Origin of the sequence: Bacillus sp. DX4.1 (assembly GCF_030348195.1) — a bacterium.
GTDB lineage: Bacteria > Bacillota > Bacilli > Bacillales > Bacillaceae_G > Bacillus_A.
In genome coordinates, this window is sequence record NZ_JAUCFT010000007.1 from 204,653 (window position 1) to 228,908 (window position 24,256).

The following is a 24,256-nucleotide window of genomic DNA, read 5'->3' on the forward strand; positions in this document are numbered from 1 at the left end:
TTTTCTTGCAAAATACGAAATTGTTTCTTAATGTAATGGTGTAGAAGAATAAACAAGGAAGGACTTAACTGAAATGATACATATTTTATTAGCTGATGACGATAAACATATTCGAGAATTATTACATTACCATCTACAAAAGGAAGGATATAAAGTTTTTGGAGCTGAGGACGGAAAGGTAGCACAATCCTTATTAGAAAAAGAAAACATTCATCTCGCGATTGTTGATATAATGATGCCATTTATTGACGGGTATACACTATGTGAAGAAATTAGAAAATATTATGATATACCTGTCATTTTATTGACTGCCAAAGATCAATTAGTCGATAAAGAAAAAGGGTTTATTTCTGGAACAGATGATTATATTGTCAAACCGTTTGAGCCCGCAGAAGTTATCTTTCGTATGAAAGCTTTGCTACGTCGTTATCAAATGCTCAGTGCGGACGTTATAACGTTGCACGGGACAACGATTGACAGAAAAAGCTTTGAAGTAAAATGTAATGAGCAAACGATTTTGCTTCCGTTAAAGGAATTTGAATTATTATCACAACTCGCAAGTTATCCTGGAAGAATATTTTCTAGAGAAGAGCTGATTGAACTTGTTTGGGGGATTGATTTTGAAGGGGATGAGCGTACAATCGATGTTCATATTAAACGCCTTCGAGATCGATTTTCAAAACGAACAGATGATTTTCAAATAAAGACGGTACGTGGACTTGGCTATAAGTTGGAGTTGAAATAAGATGAAATCACTTTATTCTAGATTTGTATTGATTACCATGGGGATTATGCTTCTTAGTAGCATCATTGGTTTTTTATTAACCAATGTTTATTATCAAGTGAAATTAAAACCGTATAATAGTGAAAAGATTTTACGTTACGCCGAGGAAGTAAAACATTTATATGAAAAACAGACTGAGGAAACGAAGGATGAGTATTTACATTCTATTGCGAAATTAGGTTATGAGATTTATGTAGTAGATGATCAAAAACAGGGGAAACGGATTGGAAATGCTTTTCGGACTATAAAGATTAGTGATGCTGCAATTGATGAAGTTTTACAAGGTAAGGTATACAATGGTGTTTCTACTTATCCAACCCGTCTATTTATAACTGGCTTTTTTGATAATGAATTAATTAATAGTGTAGGGGTTCCACTGAAAAATGGTGATAAGCAATATGCCTTATTTATTCGTCCTGATATTCAGCAGCAATTCGGTGAAATGAGAATTTTCTTAGCGGTGTTGCTTGGTTTTATTGTGGGATTAAGTATCATTTTTATTGCAATTGCAGCACGGTTTATTGTACATCCGATTCAAAAGTTTACGAAGGCGACACAAAAAATTGCAAGTGGAGAATACGATATTGAACTGGAACATAATCGCAAAGATGAAATTGGTACTTTAGCTGTTAGTTTCCAGAAAATGACGAAGAGTATAAAAGATTTAGATCAAATGAGACAAGAGTTTGTTTCAAATGTTTCTCATGAATTTCAATCGCCGTTATCTTCTATTCAGGGATTCTCAAAAACATTACAGACGGATAAGATGACTGAAGATGAACGATTGCACTACTTAAAGATTATTGAATCAGAAAGTAAGCGGATGTCTAGTTTGTGCAAACAGTTACTAACACTAGCATCCCTAGATAAAGAAGAAAAGGTGCTTCAAAGAAAAACGTTTAATCTGCAAAAACAAATTAAGGATGTCATTTTTATGATGGAGTGGAAATGGCGTGAAAAAGACATTGCAATTGAATTCGATGTTCCTAGCATATCGATAACTGGTGATGAAAATTTATTACATCAAGTATGGACAAATCTATTTACAAATAGTATTAAGTTTACAGACAGTGGGGGAACAATCGAATTTCAATTAGAAGAAAGAGAAGACAAAGTGGTGATTTCTATTTCTGATAATGGTCTTGGCATGGAAAAGGAAGAAGTCGAGAAGATTTTTGAACGTTTTTATAAAGTTGACACAGCAAGAGCACGGAACGTAGAAGGAAGCGGATTAGGCTTATCCATTGTAAAAAAAATTATTGAATTGCATCAGGGGGGGATTTCAGTGGTAAGTGAAAAAGGGAAAGGCACAAAGTTTCAGATTGAACTGCCGAAAGTGAAAGAGAAGACTGCTGATCTGTAAAATTAATGTGGATTTATATACTTTGAAGCGGCACTTATCCACCATAGAGTAGATGAAGCATTCTTTTATGTACCATAAAAATAAGGATAGGTGGAGCGGAATATATCCGGTTTCCATCTATCCTTTTGTTATGATTTTATAATATATGTAGAGTTTTATAGTATATAAAAGGAACATTGTTTATACTCTGTCTATAGTACCGGCCCCACCTACGCCAAATACCCTGATGGCCACGCGTGCCATCCAACCCATTCTTATTATAAATGAAAACGCTTACAAAGTAAAGGGTTTCCTGTTAGTATTATTTGATGGTTACTAGGCGGTCTCTTCTTTTGTAATGTTTTGTTCATGTTCCGTTCATATTTCTTTTTTAAGATAAGGGCATAGAAAGAAGTAGGAAGGAGCGAGCAAAATGTTTTTAGCTCTGCGTGAATTAAAACAATCAAAATTAAGATATGGATTAATCGGACTTATCATGATTCTATTATCATTTTTAGTCCTTGTTATTTCTGGGTTAGCGAATGGGTTATCTTATGATAATGCGTCTTCCATTCAAAATATGGATGCGACAAAATTTGTAATAGCAAGTGATGCGGAAAATAAGTTACTTCGTTCACAAATTAAGAAAGAAGATGTCGATGAGGTAATGGGGCAAGTCGATCAAAAAGATGCTGTACCATTTCATGTGAAAGTTTCAACGTATGAAAAGAAGGATAGTTCAAAAAAGGTCGATATCGCAATTTTTGCAAGCGAACGTGACACATTTTTAGAACCGAAGATTGTGCAAGGTAATGCACTAGGCACAGCGCAAGATGAAATGGTTGCTGACGAATCAATTAAAGAAAAAGGCATAGATATTGGAGACACAATTATTGATCCAGTGTCTAAAAAAGAATTTAAAATAGTTGGATTTACGAAAGGTCAAATGTTTAGCCATACGCCTGTTGTTTATGTAAATCAGGATGTATGGGGGCAAGTTGCTCAGCCAAATCAAAAGGATTATAGTGCAATTGCACTTCGTACAGATAAAGAAGTGAAAAATGCACATGTGATTGAGAAAAAAGAAGTTCTTCAAAGTATTCCAGGATATAAAGAAGAACAAGGAACATTAACAATGATCATTGCGTTCTTACTTGTTATTGCAGCTTTATTAATTGGTGTATTCTTCTATGTGATTACATTGCAAAAAACGCAGCAATTAGGTGTATTAAAAGCAATTGGAACAAAAAACTCGTATTTAGCAAATAGTTTAGTTGTGCAAGCATTATTCTTATCTGTTGTCGCAATGGTTATTAGCATAGGATTGGTTGCAGGATTACAACAGATTTTGCCAGAAAGTATGCCTTTCTTATTAACAACAACGATGATTGGACAATATGCAGGAATCTTTATTGTTATCAGTGTAATTGGAACACTCATTTCCTTATATCAAGTATTGAAAGTTGATGCGTTAGAAGCAATTGGAGGTGGCATGTAATGGCATCACTATTAAAATTAGACGAAGTAAGTAAAGTGTATGGAGAAGGAAATACAGAAGTGACGGCACTTCATCCGATCTCACTCGATGTGAAAGCTGGAGAGTTTATCGGAATTGTTGGTCCATCTGGGTCAGGAAAAAGTACATTATTATCGATTGCTGGTGCACTTTTATCCCCATCCAAAGGAGATATTTATATTCGAGAGCAAAACATTACGCATTTATCCGAAAAAGAGATGACAGATATTCGTTTGAAACGTATTGGATTCATTTTTCAATTTGCGAATCTTGTGCCGTATTTAAATGTAACAGAACAACTTCTTTACATTGCAAAATTAAAAAAAGAAAATCGTAAAGAAGCGGTAAAACGTGTTGAATACTTATTAGCAGCGTTCGGTTTAACGCAGAGGAAAGACCACTATCCAAATCAATTATCTGGTGGAGAGCGACAACGTGTTGCAATTGCTCGTGCTTTCATGAACAATCCAGATTTAATATTAGCTGATGAACCAACTGCAAGTCTCGATTCAAAACGCGGACGTGAAGTTGTAGAAATGATGAAGCGTGAAGTGAAAGAGAGTCAAAAAGCAGCGATTATGATAACGCATGATGAGAGAATGCTAGATGTATGTGATCGTATTTTGACGTTACGTGATGGGAAATTAGTATAGGGGAATCATTTGTAAAAAGCGCAGGAGAAAAATTCCTGTGCTTTTTTTAGTTTCACAAAACCAAGGTAGTTTCTGTTGTTTTTAGCATGAAACAAAGCAATTACAACCTTTATTTTTACAAAAATGTAATCTTTTTTTAGTGATGTGGATATAAGCTGGGGGAATTTGTTGAATCGTTTGATGGGGGGATGATTTGTTAAAAGATACTTAAAGATTAATTTAAATATAGTTTACATTTCTTCTTTACAATGATATAGGGACAAGCATCTAAGAATAAAAACGACAAGAACAGTTAATACATCACATTATTAGGGGGAGAAAGTATGAAAAAGGCAGCCTTATTTACAGCCTGGGTTAACGCAAATTGTTCGCTTTTCGGCTGATAAATAATTTAGAAAAGTAGTATGAAAATCGTACTGTATATTTTCTAAATAAAAAGCTTTGTTAAATGATAATGTTGATATCTAGTGAAAAGAAAAAGGGTCCACTCAGCCCTTTTCTGGTTTCTACTTCAACTAACCGATGCTTTAGTTGAAGTAGCCTTTTAATTAATTATCCCATTTAGTAATTGCATAAAGAATTTCTTTTGGATTGGGGTCGTGTTCCAAATATCCTCCATAGCGAGAAACTAGAACACCATAGCTAAAATCTTGACTAATAATCCATATGTCATTATTGTTAATACATTGCCATAGAATGCTAAAGTTCTCTATTGCCCATTTTCCGTTAACAAGAAATATTGGACTGTCATCTATCCCCAAAAATAAATAAACTAATTTTTCTTCAATATCTATCCCTTGCACATACTGAATAACCTCTTGTTCCCAACTAAATTCCTTTCTGAAATTACTATAATTAATTACAAAATCCCATTTATGTAATTCAAAGTTCCATTTCTCGTGAACCTTATTAAGGATTGTTTCTAATTCTGGAGATGTGATTACATCACTTTTTTCTATAACAGTTGACATATCTTGGGGTAGTAAGCTCATTAATTTATATCTCTGGCTCTTTTGTTTAGCTATTTTTAACTTTTGTTTTAAACGCATCTTTCGTTCATCCATAATCGCACCCCGTTACTGTTAATCGCATTATATTTTCATTTAAATAAAAATTTATTAATTCTTTTTATTGTATTAAACTGCACTGTTAGTTTAACAAAAAAATCAACAGCAGTCTTTAACAGAGCCAAATAAAAAGAACTTTATATATTGATAAAGCTCTTTTTTATATGTATCTAAAAGAATTCGTTAAATGTTAGGTAAAAGAAATATTTTTTAATCATAAGAGTCGATTTACCGTAATGAATCCAGTATACTGAGAGATGTTTCCTGAAAATAATTCAGGCTAAAAATCCATTGGGGTTGTTTGGTTACTGAAGACTTTTCTAATGAAAAGTGTAAGAGTTATTATCAGTGAACAGATAATGTCTGATGGATATTTGAATTACCATTTTAATTTTAGATAAAGAGTAAATAAGGAGAGTTATTATGAATTTAGCAAAATTTCCTAGAAAAAAATACACAGAATCATATACGCCAATCGAAAAATTAAATCATTTTTCTGAAGTCCTTGGAGGGCCTTCTATTTATTTAAAACGAGATGATCTACTTGGTTTGACGGCTGGTGGAAATAAAACAAGAAAATTAGAGTTCCTTGTTGCTGATGCACAGGAAAAAGGTGCAGATACGTTAATTACATGCGGGGGTATTCAATCCAATCATTGTCGTTTAACGTTAGCAGCTGCTGTGAAAGAAAAAATGAAGTGTATCCTTGTACTTGAAGAGGGGCTTGAAGAAGATTCAAAACCAGATTTCAACGGTAACTACTTTTTATATCATTTACTCGGTGCTGAGAACATTAAGGTTGTGCCGAATGGAACGGATCTTATGGATGAAATGCAGAAAGTAGCGAAAGAGGTAACGGAGAAAGGGCATCATCCTTACATAATTCCAGTTGGGGGATCTAATGCTACTGGTGCAATGGGATATGTTGCTTGCGCTCAGGAGATCTTGGCACAGTCCTTTAATCAAGGAATCAATTTCGATGCTGTTGTTTGTGTAAGTGGTAGCGGGGGAATGCATTCTGGTTTAGTGACTGGGTTTTATGGGAACCAAAGCGGTATTCCGGTAATTGGAATCAATGTAAGCCGAGGAAAAGCAGAACAGGAGGAGAAAGTGTTTCAGCTTGTGAAAGAAACTTCAGCACATGTTGGGATTCCAAATTTTATTCCTCGTGAGGCAGTTACATGTTTCGATGAGTATGTTGGACCAGGTTATGCGTTGCCTACGCCTGAAATGGTTGAAGCTGTTCAACTTTTAGCAAAAACAGAAGGGATTTTACTTGATCCTGTATATACTGGTAAAGCAGCAGCTGGGCTTATAGATTTAATCCGAAAAGGTACCTTTAAGCAGGATGATAACATTTTATTTGTACATTCAGGTGGTGCCCCAGCGTTATACGCCAATACATCTCTCTTTTCTTAAGGGACAATCATACCATTAGGATAAAAACAAAAGAAAGATGATGAAAATAGTATTAGTAAAAGTCAGCACCGGGGTATTCGGTGCTGACTTTTTGTCTTGGGAAATGGAAGTTTCACTTTATCGTTCTGTCTCAAAAAATTCCACCCATTCTCCGTCAGGACCAGAGAAGAAAATATAACGTGCTCCATCAAGTAATGTTTCGATTTCCTCTGTTAGAAATGTTACATGTAACTTTTTCAGTCTTTCTATTTCATCTTCTAGAGAATCCACCTTGAAGCAAATATGATGTACTTTTCCTTCTGTTGGAAGAGAAGGATTATAACCTTCAATTAATTCAATAATTGTTTCTTGGGATTCTTCTGCACCTAAAAAGGCAAGTTTTAGATTTGGATCAGGATGTCCCATACGTTTTATAAGTGTTAGGCCAACCACTTCTTCATAAAATGAAATGGATGTTTCTAAGTTAGCAACCATTAGTCCAACGTGTTCTATTCTTCTTACTGGCATTTCCATTCCTTCTTTCCGTAAATTTCATATGTATCATAATATTGAATATTAAGAAAATAAGCAAGATATAAATCTTATAAACACGATGTCGTTCTATGATATAGTGAGAAAGTATGTTTGGAGAGACGGAAGGAGACATCAGTATGGCTACAACTTTACAAACTCCTTCATTAACAGAAACGATGAAAGAGTGGCATCAAGCGTTAACATATGAAATTACACATTGGAAAACGATAGGCGGCAGTAAGCTATCCATTATAAATGGTCGTTTTTTATATACAGATTATGAGAGTACGGTTTATGTATTTCAGCTTATTTCTGAAGTGAGCTTACCAGACGGTACACCAATTCGTATTGAATTTGATGGTGAGGAAGCAACAGGAGAAGTGCTATCTGTACATGGATTAGAAATCGAACTGAAATTAAATGATTATATACAAGGCGAAATAAGAGAAGCTATTTTATATAGTGAGCCATGGCAATTATTAGAACAATTGCAAGAGCGTTTGAAAGAAGTAAGAAAAGATAAACAAAAGCGTCAGCGAGTAAAACGTCTTTTAGATGGAAACAGTACGCCAAAGCATATTGAAAAAATGAAGAATCCGAAAAACGAACTTGCATATCGATCTTTTTATAATGCGACGACATATGTATGGGGACCGCCTGGAACAGGAAAATCCTATAATTTATCACGCATCATTTCTGCGCATTATCAAAAAGGAAAATCAGTGCTTGTGTTAGCACATAGTAATGCAGCGGTAGATGTATTAATGAGTGAAGTGACAAAGCAAATTGAGAAAAAAGAAAAATGGACACCAGGAGAGATTGTCCGTTATGGTTTTAGTCAACATGAGCACATTCGTAACCATGAAACGTTGTTAGCTTCTAGATTAGTTGAAACAACAAATGAATCATGGGGAGAAGAGAGACTGTATTTAGAAGAATTACGTCAAGATCTTCGCCAAAAGATTCTTTCTTATAAAGCGACAGCTTCTGAAAAGAAACGTATGCAGGAAATAGAAGGCGACCTTCGTAAGCAAAAGGCGAAAATCAAGGAAGTAGAAAGAGAATATATTGAGAATGCGAAAGTAATTGGAGCAACGTTATCAAAATGTGCGATTGATTCACTTATTTATGAAAGGAATTTTGATTTAATCATTGTAGATGAAGTGAGTATGGCCTATGTGCCACAAATTGCGTTAGCAGCTTCACTCGGAAAACGAATCGTTGTCTGTGGTGACTTTTTACAATTGCCACCGATTGCTTTAGCAAATCATGAACTTGTTACAAAGTGGTTAAAAGAAGATATGTTTTATCATGCGGGTATTGTTGATTCAGTGAATCATCGTCAGAAGCATCCAAACTTATTTATGCTGCAAGAACAGCGCCGCATGCACCCGGAAATATCAAGTTTTACAAATTCATTTATATACAATAATAGAGTATTTGATCATCCATCTGTTTCTGTTCGAAAAGAGCTTGCAGAGCTACAGCCTTTTGCGAATGAAGCAACAGCTCTGTTTGATACAAGCTTAATGGGTGCCTACTCTTTAAAAGATGCTTCATCAGGTTCACGTTTTAATATTCTTTCCGGACTCATGGCAATGCAGCTTGTTTTAATAGGTTTGCTGGACGGGATGCCATCTATTGGTGTCGTAACTCCATATCGTGCCCAAGCACGTTTCTTATCAACTTGTATAAGAGAACTGCTGCAAAAAACAAAGTTACAACATGCACCTGTTTTAGCGGCAACTGTTCATAAGTTTCAAGGATCTGAACGTGATATGATGCTGTTTGATACGGTGGATAGTTATCCAAGCGAGCGCCCTGGTGTATTATTCTTTGATCATAAAAATCATCGCCTTGTAAATGTTGCGGTAACAAGAGCAAGGGGGAAATTTATTCAGCTTTCTGACTGTCAATACATGAGGAAAAACCTTTCTCGAAAGCAAGCATTATCACAATTAACAGCGCATTTACAAAGACAAGGGAATGTATATGATCGAACAACATCACGTCCGTTGTTAGAAAGAAAGTTGACGAAACGCTTACGCTGGTTTGTACAAATGACGATAGAAGAACCGAAAGCATTATTAAAAGATATTCTTTCGGCAAAACAAAAAATCATTGTATCAATTCCGAGTACAAGACAAATAGATAAAAGAATTTGGCAGGCGCTAGCACGTACAACAGCACAAGTAACAATTTATAGTGAAGGAACAATTCCTTTAAAAAACGCACAAGTATGTCGGAAAAATAAAGCTATGCCTTTTGTTTTGATCGATGATGAAATATTGTGGGCAGGTGCCCCGTTAACAGCAAACGTAATATTTGAGGGAACTCCTGAATTTCCTTATATCACTGCAAGATTACAAGCACCTGAAACAATCGGTGTTTTAAAGGGATTTTTGGATGTACGATAAAGTGAAACTTTAATCAGTGAGGGGATTACTGCCCGCAAATAGTGGGATAAAGAGATAGGATACAAATTCCTTGACTTTTAGTTGCAATAAAACTAGAATGAAAATAATTTAATAAAATTTTATGAAAATATATACAATTTCTTATCACGAGAGGTGGAGGGACTGGCCCTATGAAACCTCGGCAGCGGATTCAATATGAATACTGTGCCAATTCCAGCAAGTGCAAGACTTGAGAGATAAGAGAGATGGCGATTTTTTGATATGTATTCAAAAGCCTCTTTCTATCCTTTAGAAAGAGGCTTTTTTATGTGTAAATTGAAGGGGGAATAGAAAAATGGGAACAACGCAAGTAGTGTCACACCGTAATGCAATTGTAGAAAGTATCGAAAGAAACAAAGAAACGTATTTGAAAACAAGTCATGATATTCATGAGAATCCAGAACTCGGCAATCAAGAGTTTTTTGCATCTAGAACATTAAGTTTATTGTTAGGGAGTGCAGGATTTCAATTGCAGCACAATATTGCTGGACATGAAACAGGATTCATTGCTCGGAAAAGCTCTGGCAAACAAGGACCGGCAATTGCCTTTTTAGCAGAATATGATGCACTACCTGGATTAGGCCATGCTTGTGGTCATAATTTAATTGGCACAATTAGCGTTGCTGCTGCGATTGCCTTATCAAAAACGATTGAAGAAATTGGAGGAGAAATCGTTGTTTTTGGAACACCAGCAGAAGAAGGTGGCCCGAACGGGAGTGCAAAAGCAAGTTATGTAAAGGTAGGTTTATTTCATGATATTGATGCAGCACTGATGATTCATCCGAACGGGAAAACAGCTACGACAAGTCCATCACTAGCAGTAGACCCACTAGACTTTCATTTTTACGGAAAAACAGCACATGCCGCTGCTGCTCCGGAAGAAGGAATTAATGCGTTAGATGCGATCATTCAGTTATATAACGGAATTAATGCGCTTCGTCAGCAGCTACCAGCTGATGTGAAAATTCATGGTGTCATTACCGAGGGCGGAAAAGCACCAAATATCATTCCAGATTACGCAGCGGCACGCTTCTTTATTCGGGCAGCGACGCGCGGTAGATGTGCCGAGGTTACAGAAAAAGTACGTAACATTGCAAAAGGAGCAGCACTAGCTACAGGTACAACAGTAAAAATCAATCAATTTCAAAATGAAATCGATGAATTATTAGTAACAAAAACGTTTAATGAAATTGTTGCAGAAGAATTAGAGCAATTTGGCGAAGATGTAAATCGTAAGGAACGAATCGGAATTGGTTCAACGGATGCTGGAAACGTGAGCCAAGTTGTTCCGACTATTCATCCGTATATCAAAATTGGACATGATGATTTAATCGCACATACAGATGAATTTCGAGAAGCGGCTCGTTCAGAACTTGGAGATCAAGCTTTGTTTACGGCGGCAAAAGCATTAGCTTGTACAGCATATCGTTTGATTACAGAGGAAGAGACATTGAATAAAATTAAAGAAGAGTTTCGGGAAGCGCAGCGAAATCAATAAAAAACAAATTGCAGTTGTATCTGTATCGTCTATTTTATTTTGAAAATTGTCAAAAATCATATTATTATATAGTTAGATACATAGAAAAGGGGTTTTTTTATGGGAATTATAAATGAACGTGCAGCACTACGATTAATATCTAGAAGTGATGTGAACTCGTTATACGAGATTTTTGACAAAAATAAAGAAGTATGGACGTACTTAACATCTAAGATGGATAGTCGTCAAGATATGGAGAGTTATGTTGAGACGGCAATCATTCAATATGAGAAAGGGATAGAACTACCATTTGTTGTGGTGGATCAAAAGATAAATGAAATTGTAGGGAGTACGCGATTGTATAGTATATCAAAAGAAAGTCAAACGGTTGAGCTTGGTCACACGTGGTATCACCCTAGCGTACAACGAACAAGTATTAACACAGAATGTAAATATGTGCTACTACGATACGCATTTGAAGAACTTAAAATGTTGCGTGTACAAATAAAAACAGATTTACGAAATGAAAAGGCACAGCGCGCAATTGAAAGACTTGGTGCTGTAAAAGAAGGTGTATTACGAAATGAGAGAAAGTTGCCAAATGGTCATGTAAGAGATGCAGTTGTATATAGTATCATTGCAAGCGAATGGCCAAGTGTAAAGGAAGGTTTACTACAGAAAATATATTTGTATAAATAGGAGGTTCACATGGCTAATCTTGAAACTAAGAGACTAAGGATGATTCCTTTTACATTAGAGCTTGTAGAAGCAACTATAAAAGGAAGAGAAGAATTGAAAAAAATGGTTCCATATAAAATATCTTTAGAATGGCCAATGCCTGACTATAAAGATATTTTACCGTGGATTGCTGAGGGGTTAAGAAAAAATCCTGAACAAAGCAAGTGGAGTGGACTAATTGTTCATATGGAAGATAATGTGATCATTGGTGATATAGGATGTAAAGGTGCTCCTGATTCCAATGGAACAGTAGAGATTGGGTATAGCATTGTGTCAAGGTATCAAGGAAATGGCTATGCAACTGAAATCGCGAAAGCTTTCGTGGAGTGGTTGCAGCAAAATGAAGAAGTACAAACAATTAAAGCGGATTGTTTAATAAGTAATGTTGCTTCCAGTAGAGTGCTAGAAAAAGCAGGATTTACGTGTGTTCTTGAAGAACATCATATGAAATATTGGATTGTAAGATAAGGGTGAGAAAAAGAAGTGTGCTTTCATATAGTTGGAAGATAGCACTTCTTTTTTCTTACAAAACGATTACTTCTTTTATATACTTTTGTTTCAGCATTCCCTTCTGTGAAAAAATTCGTTACAATGGAGTTGTATGGTAATGAAATTTGTAAATTATGCAAATGAAATATGAACCGCAAACAAAAATGAATTGACAATCCTCTATTGGAATGAAAACCCTTTAAAATATGAATGATTAGGAAAATACCTTCTTTCAAATAAACTCAAATATAATGATTTGAAATATATTATTTTTTTAGAAGTATGGATGATGCACGGAGGCTAGTACAAATGAAACAAAATAAGAAAAGTAAAAAAAGAAGAGTCGTACAGGTATTCTTACTTATGATTAGCTCTATGATTCTATTTATAAGTTATGCAGCTTATGATATTTGGAGTTCTCGATTTAAAACAGATGAGGTGGATACAGATGCTGCCATCGTACTCGGAGCAGCTTCTTGGAACGGAAAGCCATCTCCTGTATTTCGAGAAAGAATTAATCATGCTATTTCCTTATACAATAGCGGAAGTATTAAAAAAATTATTTTTACAGGTGGTACGAAGTTTGCAGCAGAGCAAGAAGAAGCCCGCACCGCTAAAGCGTATGCATTAAAGCATAACGTGAAGGATGAAGATATTTTAATTGAAACGCAGTCGCGTTTTACAGAAGATAACTTGAAGAATGCTCAGCAGGTTGGAATTGATAATGGATTGCATACGTATACAATTGTGAGTGATCCTCTTCATATGAAACGTGCGATGCGAATTGCCAAGCATATTGGTATGGATGCTTATGCATCTCCGACTCCGACGTCAGCATATAAAACATTAGATACGGAAATTCCGTTTTTCTTTAAAGAATTATGTTCTTATATTGGTTATGTTACATCGTTGCCAATACGTTCTTTGAAAGAGACAATTAAGTAAAAAAAGATTCCTAAAATAATAGGAATCTTTTTTTTGTTAAAAACCTTGTAATTTCATCGGAATAGTGTAAAAATAGGGAATATAATCCAATATATAATCTTATCGAGAGAAGTGGAGGGAACGGCCCAACGAAGCTTCAGCAACCTTAAATGTAAATAGAAGGTGCTAATTCCGCAGTAGATAAGAGGGGAAAGATACTTGTAACCTCTTATATTAGAGGTTGTTTTCATTTAGGAGGAGAAAAGATGAAGCGTTTATTTTTTACACTTGTAAGTATTGTATGCAGTTTATTTGTCATCACTGGCTGCACACAATCATCTGCAACGGATCAAAAGGAAATTCGTTTAGGTTTTACTCCAGGTCCCTATAGTGATCAAGTGAAAAAGGCAGTGCAGCCTTATTTAGAGAAAAAGGGGTATAAAATAAAAATTGTAGAATTTAATTCACCAAACGAAACAAACCCTGCATTAACGAATAAAGATATTGATGCAAATATTTTTCAAAGCACCGCTTTTATGGAATCTTATGCAAAGGAAAATGATGCGAAAATCACGAGTGTACTTCAAGTTCCTTCCGCGCCACAAGGTGTATATTCTGAAAAGCATAAATCGCTAGATGACTTAAAAGATGGTATGAAAATTGGGGTACCAAATGATCCAGTTAATTTAGAACGTGCACTTCGTATTTTGGAAGGTATTGGTTGGGTGAAATTGAAGGGGAATGTAAATATTTTAACAATTTCTGAAAAAGATGTGACGTATAAAAAGAAAGATTTTAAACTGGTACCACTTGAATCACCTCAAATTCCAAGAGCGATGAAAGATTTAGACTATGGCATTATTAACGGAAATCTTGTCATTTCATCTGGACATAAATTAAAAGAATCACTTGAATTAGAAAAAACACCTGCACAACATCGAATCATCGTTACAGTTCGTAATGAAGACAAAGATAAAACTTTTGTAAAAGATTTAATCGATGCATATCATTCACCTGAATTTAAAAAGATGATTCAAACAGAGGAACAATTTGAAGGTTTTGTCTTACCGGATTACTTAAAATAAAGGGGATAGTGATATGACACTCTCATTTGTAGAAACGGAAGAACAACTTCTCATAATAGAGAAGATAAAAGAACTCATCCCGAAATTTGCGGAAAGGGAACATCAATTAAGTGAATTGGGGTCTTTCCCGTTTGAAAATATAAAAAATTTAAAAGATATAGGATATACAACATTAACACTTCCGAAAGATTTTGGAGGGCCAGCAATCTCATTGTATGATTTTGTCTTGTTTCAAGAGAAAATCGCCGAGGGGGATGGAGCGACAGCGCTATCGATTGGATGGCATCTTGGAATTGTGAAAGAACTTGCTGAAAATCGCTCTTGGGACCCTGATATGTTTTCTTGGTTTTGTGAAGAAGTAAAAAAAGGAGCTCTTTTTAACCGTGCTGCGACAGAACCGAAGACAGGAAGTCCGACACGTGGTGGCAAACCTGAAACGTTAGCGGTGCGAAAAGGTGAAAAATGGGTTGTAAGTGGAAGAAAAAGTTTTACAACGATGGCTCCTGTACTCGATTATTTTATCGTCTCTGCTAGTATCGAAGGACGAGAAGAGGTAGGAGAATTTATTATTCCTCGTCATGAAAAAGGTGTTTCAATTGAAGAAACATGGGACAGTGTGGCGATGAGGGGAACTGCGAGTCACGACCTTGTGTTGCAAAATGTTGAGATTCCTGAACGATACTTTACTGACACGATGGTTCCACGTACAAAACCAAAAGGGATAGGGTGGTTGCTTCATATACCAGCTTGTTATTTAGGGATTGCACAAGCCGCAAGAAATTATGCAATTGAATTTGCGAAAACATATCAACCAAATAGTTTAAATCATCCGATTAGCTCACTACCAAATGTAAGAAAGCTAGCTGGGGAGCTAGAATTAGAGTTGATGCAAGCTCGTACGTTCTTATATCAAGTTGCATCGAAATATGATGAGGTAGAAGATAAACAATCATTACGGGCAGAATTAGCGGCAGCAAAATACATTGCGACGAATACCGCGATATCTGTTGTAGATAAGGCCATGCGGATTGTTGGAGCAAGAAGTTTATCAGAAAAAAATCCGTTGCATCGCTACTATTTAAATGTTCGTGCTGGATTACACAATCCACCGATGGATGATGTAACGCTCTCACTTATAGCTGATCGTGCTTTTGAATAATGTAAAAAGGAGTGAAAAGGATGATTACGTTACGTGATGTAATAAAAACTTTCCAAACGAAAGAAGGGCTTTTTCACGGTGTGAAATCTGTATCTCTTCAAGTAGAAGAACATGATATTTATGGAATAGCTGGGTTAAGTGGCGCAGGGAAGTCAACTTTATTACGTACAATGAATTTATTGGAAAAGCCTGATTCAGGTGCAGTGATTGTAAATGGTGAAGATTTAACACAGTTATCGAAGAAAGATTTACGAATAGCAAGGCAGTCAATCGGAATGATTTTTCAACACTTTCATCTTTTGCACAATAAAAATGTATCGGATAATATTGCTCTTCCGCTAGAGTTGAAATCAGTTCCAAAAGAAGAGAGAGCAAAACGAGTACGAGAATGTTTGGAAATCGTAGGATTAAGTGATAAGGCACAGCAGTTTCCCTCACAGCTCAGTGGAGGTCAAAAGCAGCGTGTTGCGATTGCTCGTGCATTAGCAAATGATCCGAAAGTATTACTTTGTGATGAACCAACATCAGCGCTTGATCCTAAAACAACGATTTCTATTTTACAATTCTTACAAAAAATTAATAAAGAATTAGGGGTTACGATTGTAATCGTAACGCATGAAATGAATGTGATTAAACAAATTTGTAACAAGGTTGCAGTTATGGAAGATGGAGAAGTTGTGGAATCATTTAACTTAAACGATCATCAAATCAAACCAAAATCAGAAATTGCGAAACTTCTATTAGGTGTGGAACAAGAGAGGGGAATCGCATATGTTCAATAATGTCATTCCACTACTTCCCGAAATTTGGACATCAATTTTGCAAACATTTTTAATGGTAGGACTTTCTGTTGGAGCCGCGATTATTTTTGGTGTTCCATTAGGTGTAATCCTATATTTTACAAGTAAAGGACAGATTTTGGAACAAAATATTGTACACCGTATATTAAATGGGATTGTAAATATTATTCGTTCATTTCCATTTATTATTTTATTGGTGGCACTTGTACCGCTTACCCGTATGCTATTAGGAACTACAATTGGTCCAATTGCTGCAACGATTCCATTATCAGTAGCCGCGATTCCATATTTTGCAAGGCTGGTAGAACAAGCATTACGTGAAGTTCCAAAAGGAGTAATTGAAGCTGCTGAGGCAATGGGAGCAACGCCATTTCAGATTGTATGGAAAGTTCTACTTGTTGAAGCGCGATCAGGTCTTGTTTTAAGTTTAACAGTTTTAACAGTGAGTTTTATTTCTTATTCGGCTATGGCTGGCGTTGTAGGAGGCGGCGGTGTTGGTGATTTGGCTATTCGTTTTGGCTATTACCGTTTCCAAACCGATGTTATGGTTGTTACAGTATTAATGCTTGTCATTCTTGTTCAATCTGTCCAATTTATTGGAAATAAGATTGCTGCACGTATTGATAAAAGATAAAGTCTTAGTAGACTAGTTCTTATTGCTTATTATATAAATATAAATTAAAAAACCGACATAAACCCCTTCTTTTTAGGTGGGAGAGAGCATCCGTTCATGCATAGAAGCGGTCAGATCCTTTTCCTGCCCAGACATAGTGAAAACAAAGAGAGAAAACGAGTGCCGGTCACCTTTTGTTATCCATAGCCGCGGCTATATGTCGAAAAATCAAAATGGATTTATATAGTTGAACGAATCGGGCTTTTACGAGCAGTTTCTCTCCCATTAAACTTCTTTGCTTCTTACAGAACTTTGAGGTAGGGGTATTACTGCCCACGAATAGCGGGATAAAATAATTCATTTGAAAAAGACGCTTAAAAATCTTTCTTTTAAAGCGTCTTTTTTGTGTTTTTTATGAGAAAACTAGGCCTCTTATTTCAGCTTACTGTATAATGAGGAAAAAGTACGAAAAGAGGTAGTTTCATGCTAGAAGTTATTGCAACATGTTTAGAAGATGTGAAACGAATTGAGCAAAGTGGCGGAAATCGAATTGAACTCATTTCAGCATATACGGAAGGCGGATTAACGCCAAGCTATGCATTTATAAAAAAAGCAGTGGATGCAGTAACAATCCCTGTTCATGTTATGATACGCCCACATGCCAAGTCATTTGTATATACGGCAGAAGAAATCGAAATGATGAAAGAGGATATACAAATTGCAAAGAAACATGGTGCAGCAGGCGTTGTTTTAGGTGTTTTAAATGAGCACAGTCAAATTGATGAAGAAAAATTAGCAGATTTATTATCTGTAGTGGATGGAATGAATGTAACATTTCATCGTGCGATAGATGAAGTGGATAATGTAGTAGAAGCGGTAAAAGTATTACGAAAGTTTGGAAAGGTGACCCATATTTTAACATCGGGTGGCCAGGGAAATATAGAGGAGAACATTACTGTACTGCATGATATGCAAAGAGAGAGTCAAGGAGAAATACAACTCATCGTTGGTAGTGGTGTGACGAAAGAGAATGTACGACAATTGCTTCATGAAACAGGAATTACAGAAGCTCACGTTGGTACAGCTGTTCGAGAAGGACAATCTTGTTTTTCCGAAATTGACCAAAAGCGTGTACAGGAACTAGCAAAATTAACACGATGATAATGATCGTAGAGGAGGTGGAAGAAGATGAAAAAAAGCAAAAAAGAGGAAGCACGTTCATGGATTAAAACGATAGTAATCACGGTAGGAATTGCTTTTGTTTTTCGGGGTATTTTATTCACTCCTTCCCTTGTACAAGGAGAATCCATGATGCCTACTTTAAAGAATGAAGAAAGAGTGATCGTGAACAAGATAGGCTACAATTTACAAGGTGTAAATCGCTTTGATATTATCGTGTTTCATGGAAAAGAAGGATATGATTTAGTAAAACGAGTAATCGGTTTACCAGGAGATAACATAGAGTATAAGAATGACGTTCTGTATGTAAACGGAAAGTCGATTGAAGAACCCTATCTACAAGAATTTAAAGACCAATTATCTGCGGGGAATTTGACACCTGATTTTTCAATGGAACAAATAACTGGTAAGAAGAAAGTACCGGAAGGGTATGTATTTGTGCTGGGAGATAATCGTAAAGTTTCAAAAGATAGCCGTATGTTTGGATTTGTTTCAAAAGAACAAATTGTTGGAAAAGGTGAAGTTGTATTTTGGCCATTGCAACAAGCAAGAGCGCTGTAGTAAGTTGTATATGTAAATCCAAATTAAAAAACCGACATAAAACCTTTTTTTAGGTGGGAGAGAGCATCCGTTCATGCATAGAAGCGGTCAGATCCTTTTCCTGCCCAGACATAGTGAAAACAAAGAGAGAAAACGAGTGCAGGTCACCTTTTGTTATCCATAGCCATGGCTTATATGTCGAAAAATCAAAATGGATTTATATAGAAAATGTTTTACTAAAATATAAAACTATTAAAGAATAGGTATAGATCGAAAGTTGATCTATACCTATTTTTTGTGTTTTTTAATTGAATTCGTAACATGTACGAATTAGTAGAAATGAAAAAGTAGATTCAATAAATCAATTTATTCCGCTATTCGCGGGCAGTAATACCACCACTTCAAAGTGCTACAAGAAGCAAAGAAGTTAGGTGGGGGATAAAGACTCCCACACTGATCAAAGTTTCACTTTATAACTTTGAAAAAATATATTGTTAAAATAGAAAGAATATTTTATAATTTTAAATTATACATTCGTTTCAAAAAACGGAATTTTCGTTCCATTTTTCGGAACAACGGGAGGCGGCATGAGTTTAAATAAGACGGCAGTAAAAATAATGGATATTTTAGAATTATTTTATGAACATCAGGCTTTAACACTGATGGAAATGGTGAAACTTACAGGTATGCCGAAAACTTCTGTATATCGACTCATTGGTTCGCTTGAAGAAATGGGCTTTTTACAAAAGACAATGAATGGTACATATAAACTTGGTTTAGTATTTTTACGATTTGGCCAACTTGTTTCTGACAGGTTATCGTTACGAAATATTGCAAAGCCATATATGGAAACATTAAGAGCTGATATTGGACAAGCTGTAAATTTAATTATTCAAGATGGAAGTGAAGCGATTTATATCGAAAAAGTGGATGGAGCTCAGCCTGTTCGCGTTTATACGGCTATTGGACGACGTGCACCTTTATATGCCGGGGCGTGTCCACGTATTTTGCTTACTTATTTTTCTGAAGAGGAACAAGAAAAATATATAGAAGAGGCCCGCCTTATACAATTTGCGAGGGGAACTATACTTGATAAAAATCAGTTACGAAGCATGTTACGAAAAGCAAAAAGTGATGGGTATACAATGAGTTATTCTGAACTTGAAAATCATACAGCGGCAGTTGCAGCACCTGTTTTTGCAAACAATGGAAAAGTGATTGCTGGAATTAGTATTTCAGGATTAGAAATAGAGTATAACGAAGCAACAATTCCACAATTTATTGAAAAATTAACGGAGACGGCAAAATGTATTTCAATGGAGCTTGGCTGGAGGGAAGAGAAAGAAGGGATATGATGAAATTTGCAGCATTAGGAGATCAGGCAGTTGTTGTTACATTTGGAAATGAGATTGATAGGAACATATATGAAAATGTACAAGGTTTATATCATGCGTTAAATCAAAATCCATTTCCTGGAATGATTGAATGTGTTCCATCGTATACATCTGTGACTGTTTATTATGACTTGTATACGCTATGGAAGAAAAATGATAGGAACGCACCATATGATTATGTATGTCAGTATATTGAAGTACTCTTACAAGATGAGCAGTCTAAAAATATAAAACAGTATGATAGTATTGTAATTCCTGTTTGTTATGGGGGAAAATATGGTCCTGATTTAGAAGATGTCGCAGTGTATCATCATTTAAGTATAGAGGAAGTTATTCGTATTCATAGCGGAGCGACGTATTTTGTTTATATGCTAGGATTTACTCCAGGATTTCCATATTTAGGCGGAATGCCAGAGGAGCTTGCAATTCCCCGAAAACAAATACCACGTTTACAAATAGCAGCTGGCTCAGTTGGGATTGGTGGAAATCAGACAGGTATATATCCACTTGAAACGCCAGGTGGATGGAATATTATTGGGCGAACACCGATTTCTTTGTTTCGTCCAGAAGAAGAAAATCCTACCTATGTAAAGAGTGGAATGTATTTACGATTTGTATCAATAACAGAAGACGAGTTTCAAGATTGGGAGGGGCTTGCCACATGAACGCCGAGGTTTTACATGCAGGAATGTATACAACCGTTCAAGATTTAGGAAGATATCATTATCAACAATACGGTGTACCTGTAGGCGGCACCATGGATCAAGTTGCATTAAGAATAATTAATATGCTAGTCGGAAATGAAGAAAATGAAGCAGGTTTAGAGATTACGATAACGGGACCGAAGATTCTTATAAAAAAACCAACGTTACTTGCTGTTGGAGGGGCAAATATAGAACCTCTTTTAAATGGAAAACGAATTCCGTTATGGCGCCCTATTTTAGCTGAGGAAGGAAGTATGCTTTGTTTTGGAAAGGCGCAATCTGGATGTAGAGCATATGTAACATTTGCAGGAGGTATTGAGGTTCCTTGCGTAATGGGGAGTAAAAGTACATATGTACGTGGTGCTTTAGGTGGGATGAAAGGTCGTGCATTGAAAAAAGGTGATCAGTTCCAAATTGGTACAGCCTCAGAATTTGCAAATCTTGTAATGAAGCAATTACAGAATAAAAACAGAGAGGTAACAAATTGGGGTGTATGTTCTCGTTATTTACCAAAATACAGTTATCGCCCAATCATTCGAGTGGTCCCTGGATTTGAATCTAATCAATTTACAGAAGAGAGTCTGCATGCATTTTTTACGAAGGAGTATAAAATATCTAATTATGCAGATCGTATGGGATATCGTATAGAAGGAGAAGAACTTTTACGAACAGAAGAGATCGAACTATTATCAAGTGCGGTTACATTTGGAACAATTCAAGTGCCATCTGGTGGACAGCCAATTATTTTAATGGCTGATCGACAAACAACAGGAGGATATCCTCGCATTGGTAATGTGGTTTCAACAGATATACCGCTGCTTGCACAATTAAAACCAGGTGACTATGTATCTTTTTCTAAGATTTCTATTGAGGAAGCACAGCACCTCTATATAAAACAAGAACAAAATATGCATTTATTAAAAAGATTCATTGCCTTACAAGTGTAAATAAGGAGGACGGATAAGGATGGTTACAGTTGATTTAAATTGTGATTTAGGAGAAAGTTTTGGGGCATATCAAATTGGAAATGATGATGAAATTCTTCCATTTGTGTCATCTGTCAATATTGCCTGTGGATTTCATGCTGGTGATCCGTCTGTGATGCGCCAAACAGTTGAGAAATCCTTGCAGCATGGAGTGGCCATTGGGGCGCATCCAGGTTTACAAGATTTAATGGGATTTGGAAGAAGAATGATGCGTGTTTCACCAGAGGAAGTATATGATTATATGATCTATCAAATCGGAGCATTAGATGGATTTGTACGTGCAGCAGGAGGAAGTATGCATCATGTAAAGCCGCATGGAGCACTTTATAATATGGCCGCTGTAGATCCGAATATTGCAGATGTAATTGCAAAAGCAGTGTATAAAGTTAACCCTGACTTGTTTCTATATGGACTGGCAAATAGTGAATTTGTACAAGCTGGTAAGCAATATGACCTTAGAGTGATACAAGAAGCTTTTGCTGATCGTACGTATCAGCCTAATGGGACATTGACAAGCCGTACAGAAGAAAATGCCCTCGTGACAAGTGAAGATAACGCAATTGCGCAGGTACTTCAAATGGTACAAGAAGAGCGTGTACAAGCAGTTGATGGAAGTACTGTGCCAATAGCAGCACAAACGATTTGTATACATGGAGATGGAGCGCATGCAGTTCAATTTGCAGAGAAAATTTCCAGAACATTCCGATTAAAGAACATTTCCGTTTGTGCACCGAAATAGAATAGGGGGAGTTACATAGATGGTGAAATTAATAGGAGTTTTACTCGTGGCTGTTGGGTTTTTATTTCGACTAAATACGTTATTAGTCGTTATGGTTGCAGGAATTGTAACTGGCATGGTTTCCGGCATGTCTTTTTATGAAGTAATCAGTATGTTTGGAAAGTTTTTTATAGAAAATCGCTATATGTCCATGCCAATTTTATTAACGCTTCCGGTTATTGGGATTTTAGAGCGTTACGGGTTGAAGGAACGTGCAGAAGCGTTGATTACAAAATCAAAAGGAGCGACGACTGGTCGCGTGTTAATGTCATACTTTACAATTCGTGAAGCGTTCGCAGCAGTTGGGTTGAATATAGGTGGACATGCTCAGACTGTAAGGCCACTTGTTGCACCAATGGCAGAAGGGGCAGCTCAAGGTCGTTACGGAAAGCTTCCAGAAAAATTGAAAGAAAAGATTAAAGCGAATGCTGCAGCGGCAGAAAATACAGCCTGGTTCTTTGGTGAAGATATTTTCATTGCAACAGGAGCGATTTTATTAATGAAGGGATTCTTTGATTCTGTTGGTATGCATGTTGACGTTTGGGATATGGCACTTTGGGGAATTCCAACTGCACTTTCGGCTTTTGTTGTGAGCTGGATTCGTTTTAGACAAATAGATAAGCATATCGCAACTGTTATGGAAAAAGAACCGAAACAAAATAAGGAGGCGATGTAAGGTGAATCTCATTACACTGGATACAATTTATTATTTACTGGGTATTATTGTTGCTTTTGTTTCTATTCGTGTTGCTTTAGATCGCCAGCATCCAAATCGCTTTGGTTCTAGTTTGTTTTGGGCATTATTCTCCATTACATTTTTATTTGGAAATATCATTCCATCATTTTATATCGGTTGTATTGTATTAGTGATGGTTGTTTTAGCATCATTAAATAAGGTAACGAAATCAAATGAACAAGAAGCACCTACTCAAGAGCGTGTGAAACATGCAGAAAAACTGAGAAATAAAATTTTCCTGCCTGCTATTTTAATTCCTATTTTCACGATTATTGGTACATTGACATTAGGGAAGTTAAAGTTTGGAAATGTATTTCTTGTTGATCCTGAAAAAGTTACATTAATTGCATTGGCACTTGGAGCATTACTCGCTTTCGTAGCAGCAATGGGGATAACAAAGGCAAAAATAACAGCGCCTGTACAAGAAGGAAGTCGATTATTACAGGCTGTTGGATGGGCGGTTATTTTACCACAAATGCTTGCTGCACTTGGTGGTATATTTGCAAAGTCTGGTGTAGGTCAAGTTATCTCTGATTTAGTCGGTCAAGTGCTGCCAACAGAATATCCATTTGTTGCTGTGATGGCATATTGTTTAGGGATGATGCTTTTCACGGTTGTAATGGGCAATGCTTTTGCAGCCTTTGCTGTTATTACCGGAGGAATTGGATTGCCGCTCATTGTACAAATGCATGGTGGTAATCCGGCGATTATGGCAGCACTTGGTATGTTTGCTGGTTACTGTGGTACGTTGATAACACCGATGGCTGCAAACTTTAATATTGTGCCAGCAATGTTACTAGAATTAAAGGATAAACACGCTGTTATTAAAGCACAGGTACCAGTTGCAATTACAATCTTTATTATCAATATGTTTATTATGTATGGATTAGTGTATCGATTCTAA

At 36.2% G+C, this 24,256-nt stretch carries 24 protein-coding genes and 2 riboswitches; of the genes, 22 read left to right on the plus strand and 2 right to left on the minus strand.

The window, feature by feature from the left end; translation table 11 throughout:
- The first annotated feature begins 73 nt into the window (after positions 1 to 73).
- The 4 genes from QUF99_RS03195 to QUF99_RS03210 all read left to right on the plus strand — a co-directional run bounded on the left by QUF99_RS03195 (position 74) and on the right by QUF99_RS03210 (position 4,295).
- Positions 74 to 745 carry a response regulator transcription factor gene (locus tag QUF99_RS03195; RefSeq protein WP_289368616.1) on the plus strand — a complete coding sequence of 224 codons (672 nt, stop codon included), beginning with the start codon at positions 74 to 76 and terminating at the stop codon, positions 743 to 745.
- A 1-nt stretch (position 746) separates the two neighbouring features.
- On the plus strand, positions 747 to 2,147 hold the full coding sequence (locus QUF99_RS03200; RefSeq protein ID WP_289368617.1) for a sensor histidine kinase: 1,401 nt from the start codon (positions 747 to 749) through the stop codon (positions 2,145 to 2,147).
- Positions 2,148 to 2,559: 412 nt separating this feature from the next.
- A complete protein-coding gene (locus QUF99_RS03205; protein ID WP_289368618.1) occupies positions 2,560 to 3,624 on the plus strand; it encodes an ABC transporter permease in 1,065 nt (354 codons plus the stop codon).
- Entirely contained in the window at positions 3,624 to 4,295 is a 672-nt protein-coding gene (locus QUF99_RS03210) for an ABC transporter ATP-binding protein (RefSeq protein WP_289368619.1), read from the plus strand. Before QUF99_RS03205 ends, QUF99_RS03210 begins: the two co-directional genes overlap by 1 nt.
- Before the next feature lie 548 nt (positions 4,296 to 4,843).
- On the opposite strand, the gene QUF99_RS03215 is transcribed toward QUF99_RS03210, so the two are convergent.
- On the minus strand, positions 4,844 to 5,359 hold the full coding sequence (locus QUF99_RS03215; protein WP_289368620.1) for a hypothetical protein: 516 nt from the start codon (positions 5,357 to 5,359) through the stop codon (positions 4,844 to 4,846).
- A gap of 426 nt (positions 5,360 to 5,785) precedes the next feature.
- On the opposite strand from QUF99_RS03215, the gene cuyA reads away from it, so the two are divergent.
- The gene (gene cuyA / locus QUF99_RS03220) at positions 5,786 to 6,781 is read left to right on the plus strand and encodes a D-cysteate sulfo-lyase (RefSeq protein WP_289368621.1); all 996 of its coding nucleotides are present in this window, start codon (positions 5,786 to 5,788) and stop codon (positions 6,779 to 6,781) included.
- A gap of 117 nt (positions 6,782 to 6,898) precedes the next feature.
- On the opposite strand, the gene QUF99_RS03225 is transcribed toward cuyA, so the two are convergent.
- Positions 6,899 to 7,288: a VOC family protein gene (locus QUF99_RS03225; protein ID WP_289368622.1), complete on the minus strand. Its 390-nt coding sequence runs from the start codon at positions 7,286 to 7,288 to the stop codon at positions 6,899 to 6,901.
- A gap of 113 nt (positions 7,289 to 7,401) precedes the next feature.
- On the opposite strand from QUF99_RS03225, the gene QUF99_RS03230 reads away from it, so the two are divergent.
- The 17 genes from QUF99_RS03230 (at position 7,402) to QUF99_RS03310 (ending at position 24,256) form a co-directional block, all read left to right on the plus strand.
- Positions 7,402 to 9,711 (plus strand): AAA domain-containing protein, encoded by a 2,310-nt coding sequence (locus QUF99_RS03230; protein ID WP_289368624.1) that lies wholly within the window; start codon positions 7,402 to 7,404, stop codon positions 9,709 to 9,711.
- 138 nt (positions 9,712 to 9,849) lie between these two features.
- Positions 9,850 to 9,954: riboswitch (SAM riboswitch) on the plus strand.
- 91 nt (positions 9,955 to 10,045) lie between these two features.
- Positions 10,046 to 11,248: a M20 family metallopeptidase gene (locus QUF99_RS03235; RefSeq protein ID WP_289368625.1), complete on the plus strand. Its 1,203-nt coding sequence runs from the start codon at positions 10,046 to 10,048 to the stop codon at positions 11,246 to 11,248.
- Positions 11,249 to 11,347: 99 nt separating this feature from the next.
- On the plus strand, positions 11,348 to 11,926 hold the full coding sequence (locus QUF99_RS03240) for a GNAT family N-acetyltransferase (protein WP_289368626.1): 579 nt from the start codon (positions 11,348 to 11,350) through the stop codon (positions 11,924 to 11,926).
- A 9-nt stretch (positions 11,927 to 11,935) separates the two neighbouring features.
- Positions 11,936 to 12,433: a GNAT family N-acetyltransferase gene (locus tag QUF99_RS03245; RefSeq protein ID WP_289368627.1), complete on the plus strand. Its 498-nt coding sequence runs from the start codon at positions 11,936 to 11,938 to the stop codon at positions 12,431 to 12,433.
- A 330-nt stretch (positions 12,434 to 12,763) separates the two neighbouring features.
- Entirely contained in the window at positions 12,764 to 13,399 is a 636-nt protein-coding gene (locus tag QUF99_RS03250) for a YdcF family protein (protein WP_289368628.1), read from the plus strand.
- A 96-nt stretch (positions 13,400 to 13,495) separates the two neighbouring features.
- A riboswitch (SAM riboswitch) is annotated at positions 13,496 to 13,586 on the plus strand.
- Between the two features lie 58 nt (positions 13,587 to 13,644).
- The gene (locus tag QUF99_RS03255; RefSeq protein ID WP_286120810.1) at positions 13,645 to 14,463 is read left to right on the plus strand and encodes a MetQ/NlpA family ABC transporter substrate-binding protein; all 819 of its coding nucleotides are present in this window, start codon (positions 13,645 to 13,647) and stop codon (positions 14,461 to 14,463) included.
- Between the two features lie 13 nt (positions 14,464 to 14,476).
- On the plus strand, positions 14,477 to 15,622 hold the full coding sequence (locus QUF99_RS03260; protein WP_289368629.1) for an acyl-CoA dehydrogenase family protein: 1,146 nt from the start codon (positions 14,477 to 14,479) through the stop codon (positions 15,620 to 15,622).
- 20 nt (positions 15,623 to 15,642) lie between these two features.
- Positions 15,643 to 16,404, plus strand: coding sequence for a methionine ABC transporter ATP-binding protein (locus QUF99_RS03265; protein ID WP_289368630.1), 762 nt, complete (start codon positions 15,643 to 15,645; stop codon positions 16,402 to 16,404).
- Positions 16,394 to 17,056 carry a methionine ABC transporter permease gene (locus tag QUF99_RS03270; RefSeq protein WP_289368631.1) on the plus strand — a complete coding sequence of 221 codons (663 nt, stop codon included), beginning with the start codon at positions 16,394 to 16,396 and terminating at the stop codon, positions 17,054 to 17,056. Before QUF99_RS03265 ends, QUF99_RS03270 begins: the two co-directional genes overlap by 11 nt.
- A gap of 462 nt (positions 17,057 to 17,518) precedes the next feature.
- Entirely contained in the window at positions 17,519 to 18,196 is a 678-nt protein-coding gene (locus tag QUF99_RS03275; RefSeq protein ID WP_289368632.1) for a copper homeostasis protein CutC, read from the plus strand.
- 27 nt (positions 18,197 to 18,223) lie between these two features.
- Positions 18,224 to 18,775: a signal peptidase I gene (gene lepB / locus QUF99_RS03280; protein WP_289368633.1), complete on the plus strand. Its 552-nt coding sequence runs from the start codon at positions 18,224 to 18,226 to the stop codon at positions 18,773 to 18,775.
- 566 nt (positions 18,776 to 19,341) lie between these two features.
- Entirely contained in the window at positions 19,342 to 20,109 is a 768-nt protein-coding gene (locus QUF99_RS03285; RefSeq protein WP_289368634.1) for an IclR family transcriptional regulator, read from the plus strand.
- The gene (pxpB, locus tag QUF99_RS03290; protein WP_289368635.1) at positions 20,109 to 20,813 is read left to right on the plus strand and encodes a 5-oxoprolinase subunit PxpB; all 705 of its coding nucleotides are present in this window, start codon (positions 20,109 to 20,111) and stop codon (positions 20,811 to 20,813) included. The genes QUF99_RS03285 and pxpB overlap by 1 nt, the downstream gene beginning before the upstream one ends.
- Positions 20,810 to 21,799 (plus strand): 5-oxoprolinase subunit C family protein, encoded by a 990-nt coding sequence (locus QUF99_RS03295; protein WP_289368636.1) that lies wholly within the window; start codon positions 20,810 to 20,812, stop codon positions 21,797 to 21,799. The genes pxpB and QUF99_RS03295 overlap by 4 nt, the downstream gene beginning before the upstream one ends.
- 19 nt (positions 21,800 to 21,818) lie before the next feature.
- Positions 21,819 to 22,577, plus strand: a complete 759-nt coding sequence (gene pxpA / locus QUF99_RS03300; protein WP_289368637.1) for a 5-oxoprolinase subunit PxpA — start codon at positions 21,819 to 21,821, stop codon at positions 22,575 to 22,577.
- Between the two features lie 19 nt (positions 22,578 to 22,596).
- Complete coding sequence (locus tag QUF99_RS03305) at positions 22,597 to 23,292, plus strand: DUF969 domain-containing protein (RefSeq protein WP_289368638.1); 696 nt, start codon at positions 22,597 to 22,599, stop codon at positions 23,290 to 23,292.
- Between the two features lies 1 nt (position 23,293).
- Complete coding sequence (locus QUF99_RS03310; protein ID WP_289368639.1) at positions 23,294 to 24,256, plus strand: DUF979 domain-containing protein; 963 nt, start codon at positions 23,294 to 23,296, stop codon at positions 24,254 to 24,256.

What these genes read in the sequence shown, in the direction of transcription:
- QUF99_RS03195 (WP_289368616.1), top strand. Translation starts at nt 74, where the DNA reads ATGATACATATTTTATTAGCTGATGACGATAAACATATTCGAGAATTA.
- QUF99_RS03200 (WP_289368617.1), top strand. Translation starts at nt 747, where the DNA reads ATGAAATCACTTTATTCTAGATTTGTATTGATTACCATGGGGATTATG.
- QUF99_RS03205 (WP_289368618.1), top strand. Translation starts at nt 2,560, where the DNA reads ATGTTTTTAGCTCTGCGTGAATTAAAACAATCAAAATTAAGATATGGA.
- QUF99_RS03210 (WP_289368619.1), top strand. Translation starts at nt 3,624, where the DNA reads ATGGCATCACTATTAAAATTAGACGAAGTAAGTAAAGTGTATGGAGAA.
- QUF99_RS03215 (WP_289368620.1), bottom strand. Translation starts at nt 5,359, where the DNA reads ATGGATGAACGAAAGATGCGTTTAAAACAAAAGTTAAAAATAGCTAAA.
- cuyA (WP_289368621.1), top strand. Translation starts at nt 5,786, where the DNA reads ATGAATTTAGCAAAATTTCCTAGAAAAAAATACACAGAATCATATACG.
- QUF99_RS03225 (WP_289368622.1), bottom strand. Translation starts at nt 7,288, where the DNA reads ATGCCAGTAAGAAGAATAGAACACGTTGGACTAATGGTTGCTAACTTA.
- QUF99_RS03230 (WP_289368624.1), top strand. Translation starts at nt 7,402, where the DNA reads ATGTTTGGAGAGACGGAAGGAGACATCAGTATGGCTACAACTTTACAA.
- QUF99_RS03235 (WP_289368625.1), top strand. Translation starts at nt 10,046, where the DNA reads ATGGGAACAACGCAAGTAGTGTCACACCGTAATGCAATTGTAGAAAGT.
- QUF99_RS03240 (WP_289368626.1), top strand. Translation starts at nt 11,348, where the DNA reads ATGGGAATTATAAATGAACGTGCAGCACTACGATTAATATCTAGAAGT.
- QUF99_RS03245 (WP_289368627.1), top strand. Translation starts at nt 11,936, where the DNA reads ATGGCTAATCTTGAAACTAAGAGACTAAGGATGATTCCTTTTACATTA.
- QUF99_RS03250 (WP_289368628.1), top strand. Translation starts at nt 12,764, where the DNA reads ATGAAACAAAATAAGAAAAGTAAAAAAAGAAGAGTCGTACAGGTATTC.
- QUF99_RS03255 (WP_286120810.1), top strand. Translation starts at nt 13,645, where the DNA reads ATGAAGCGTTTATTTTTTACACTTGTAAGTATTGTATGCAGTTTATTT.
- QUF99_RS03260 (WP_289368629.1), top strand. Translation starts at nt 14,477, where the DNA reads ATGACACTCTCATTTGTAGAAACGGAAGAACAACTTCTCATAATAGAG.
- QUF99_RS03265 (WP_289368630.1), top strand. Translation starts at nt 15,643, where the DNA reads ATGATTACGTTACGTGATGTAATAAAAACTTTCCAAACGAAAGAAGGG.
- QUF99_RS03270 (WP_289368631.1), top strand. Translation starts at nt 16,394, where the DNA reads ATGTTCAATAATGTCATTCCACTACTTCCCGAAATTTGGACATCAATT.
- QUF99_RS03275 (WP_289368632.1), top strand. Translation starts at nt 17,519, where the DNA reads ATGCTAGAAGTTATTGCAACATGTTTAGAAGATGTGAAACGAATTGAG.
- lepB (WP_289368633.1), top strand. Translation starts at nt 18,224, where the DNA reads ATGAAAAAAAGCAAAAAAGAGGAAGCACGTTCATGGATTAAAACGATA.
- QUF99_RS03285 (WP_289368634.1), top strand. Translation starts at nt 19,342, where the DNA reads ATGAGTTTAAATAAGACGGCAGTAAAAATAATGGATATTTTAGAATTA.
- pxpB (WP_289368635.1), top strand. Translation starts at nt 20,109, where the DNA reads ATGAAATTTGCAGCATTAGGAGATCAGGCAGTTGTTGTTACATTTGGA.
- QUF99_RS03295 (WP_289368636.1), top strand. Translation starts at nt 20,810, where the DNA reads ATGAACGCCGAGGTTTTACATGCAGGAATGTATACAACCGTTCAAGAT.
- pxpA (WP_289368637.1), top strand. Translation starts at nt 21,819, where the DNA reads ATGGTTACAGTTGATTTAAATTGTGATTTAGGAGAAAGTTTTGGGGCA.
- QUF99_RS03305 (WP_289368638.1), top strand. Translation starts at nt 22,597, where the DNA reads ATGGTGAAATTAATAGGAGTTTTACTCGTGGCTGTTGGGTTTTTATTT.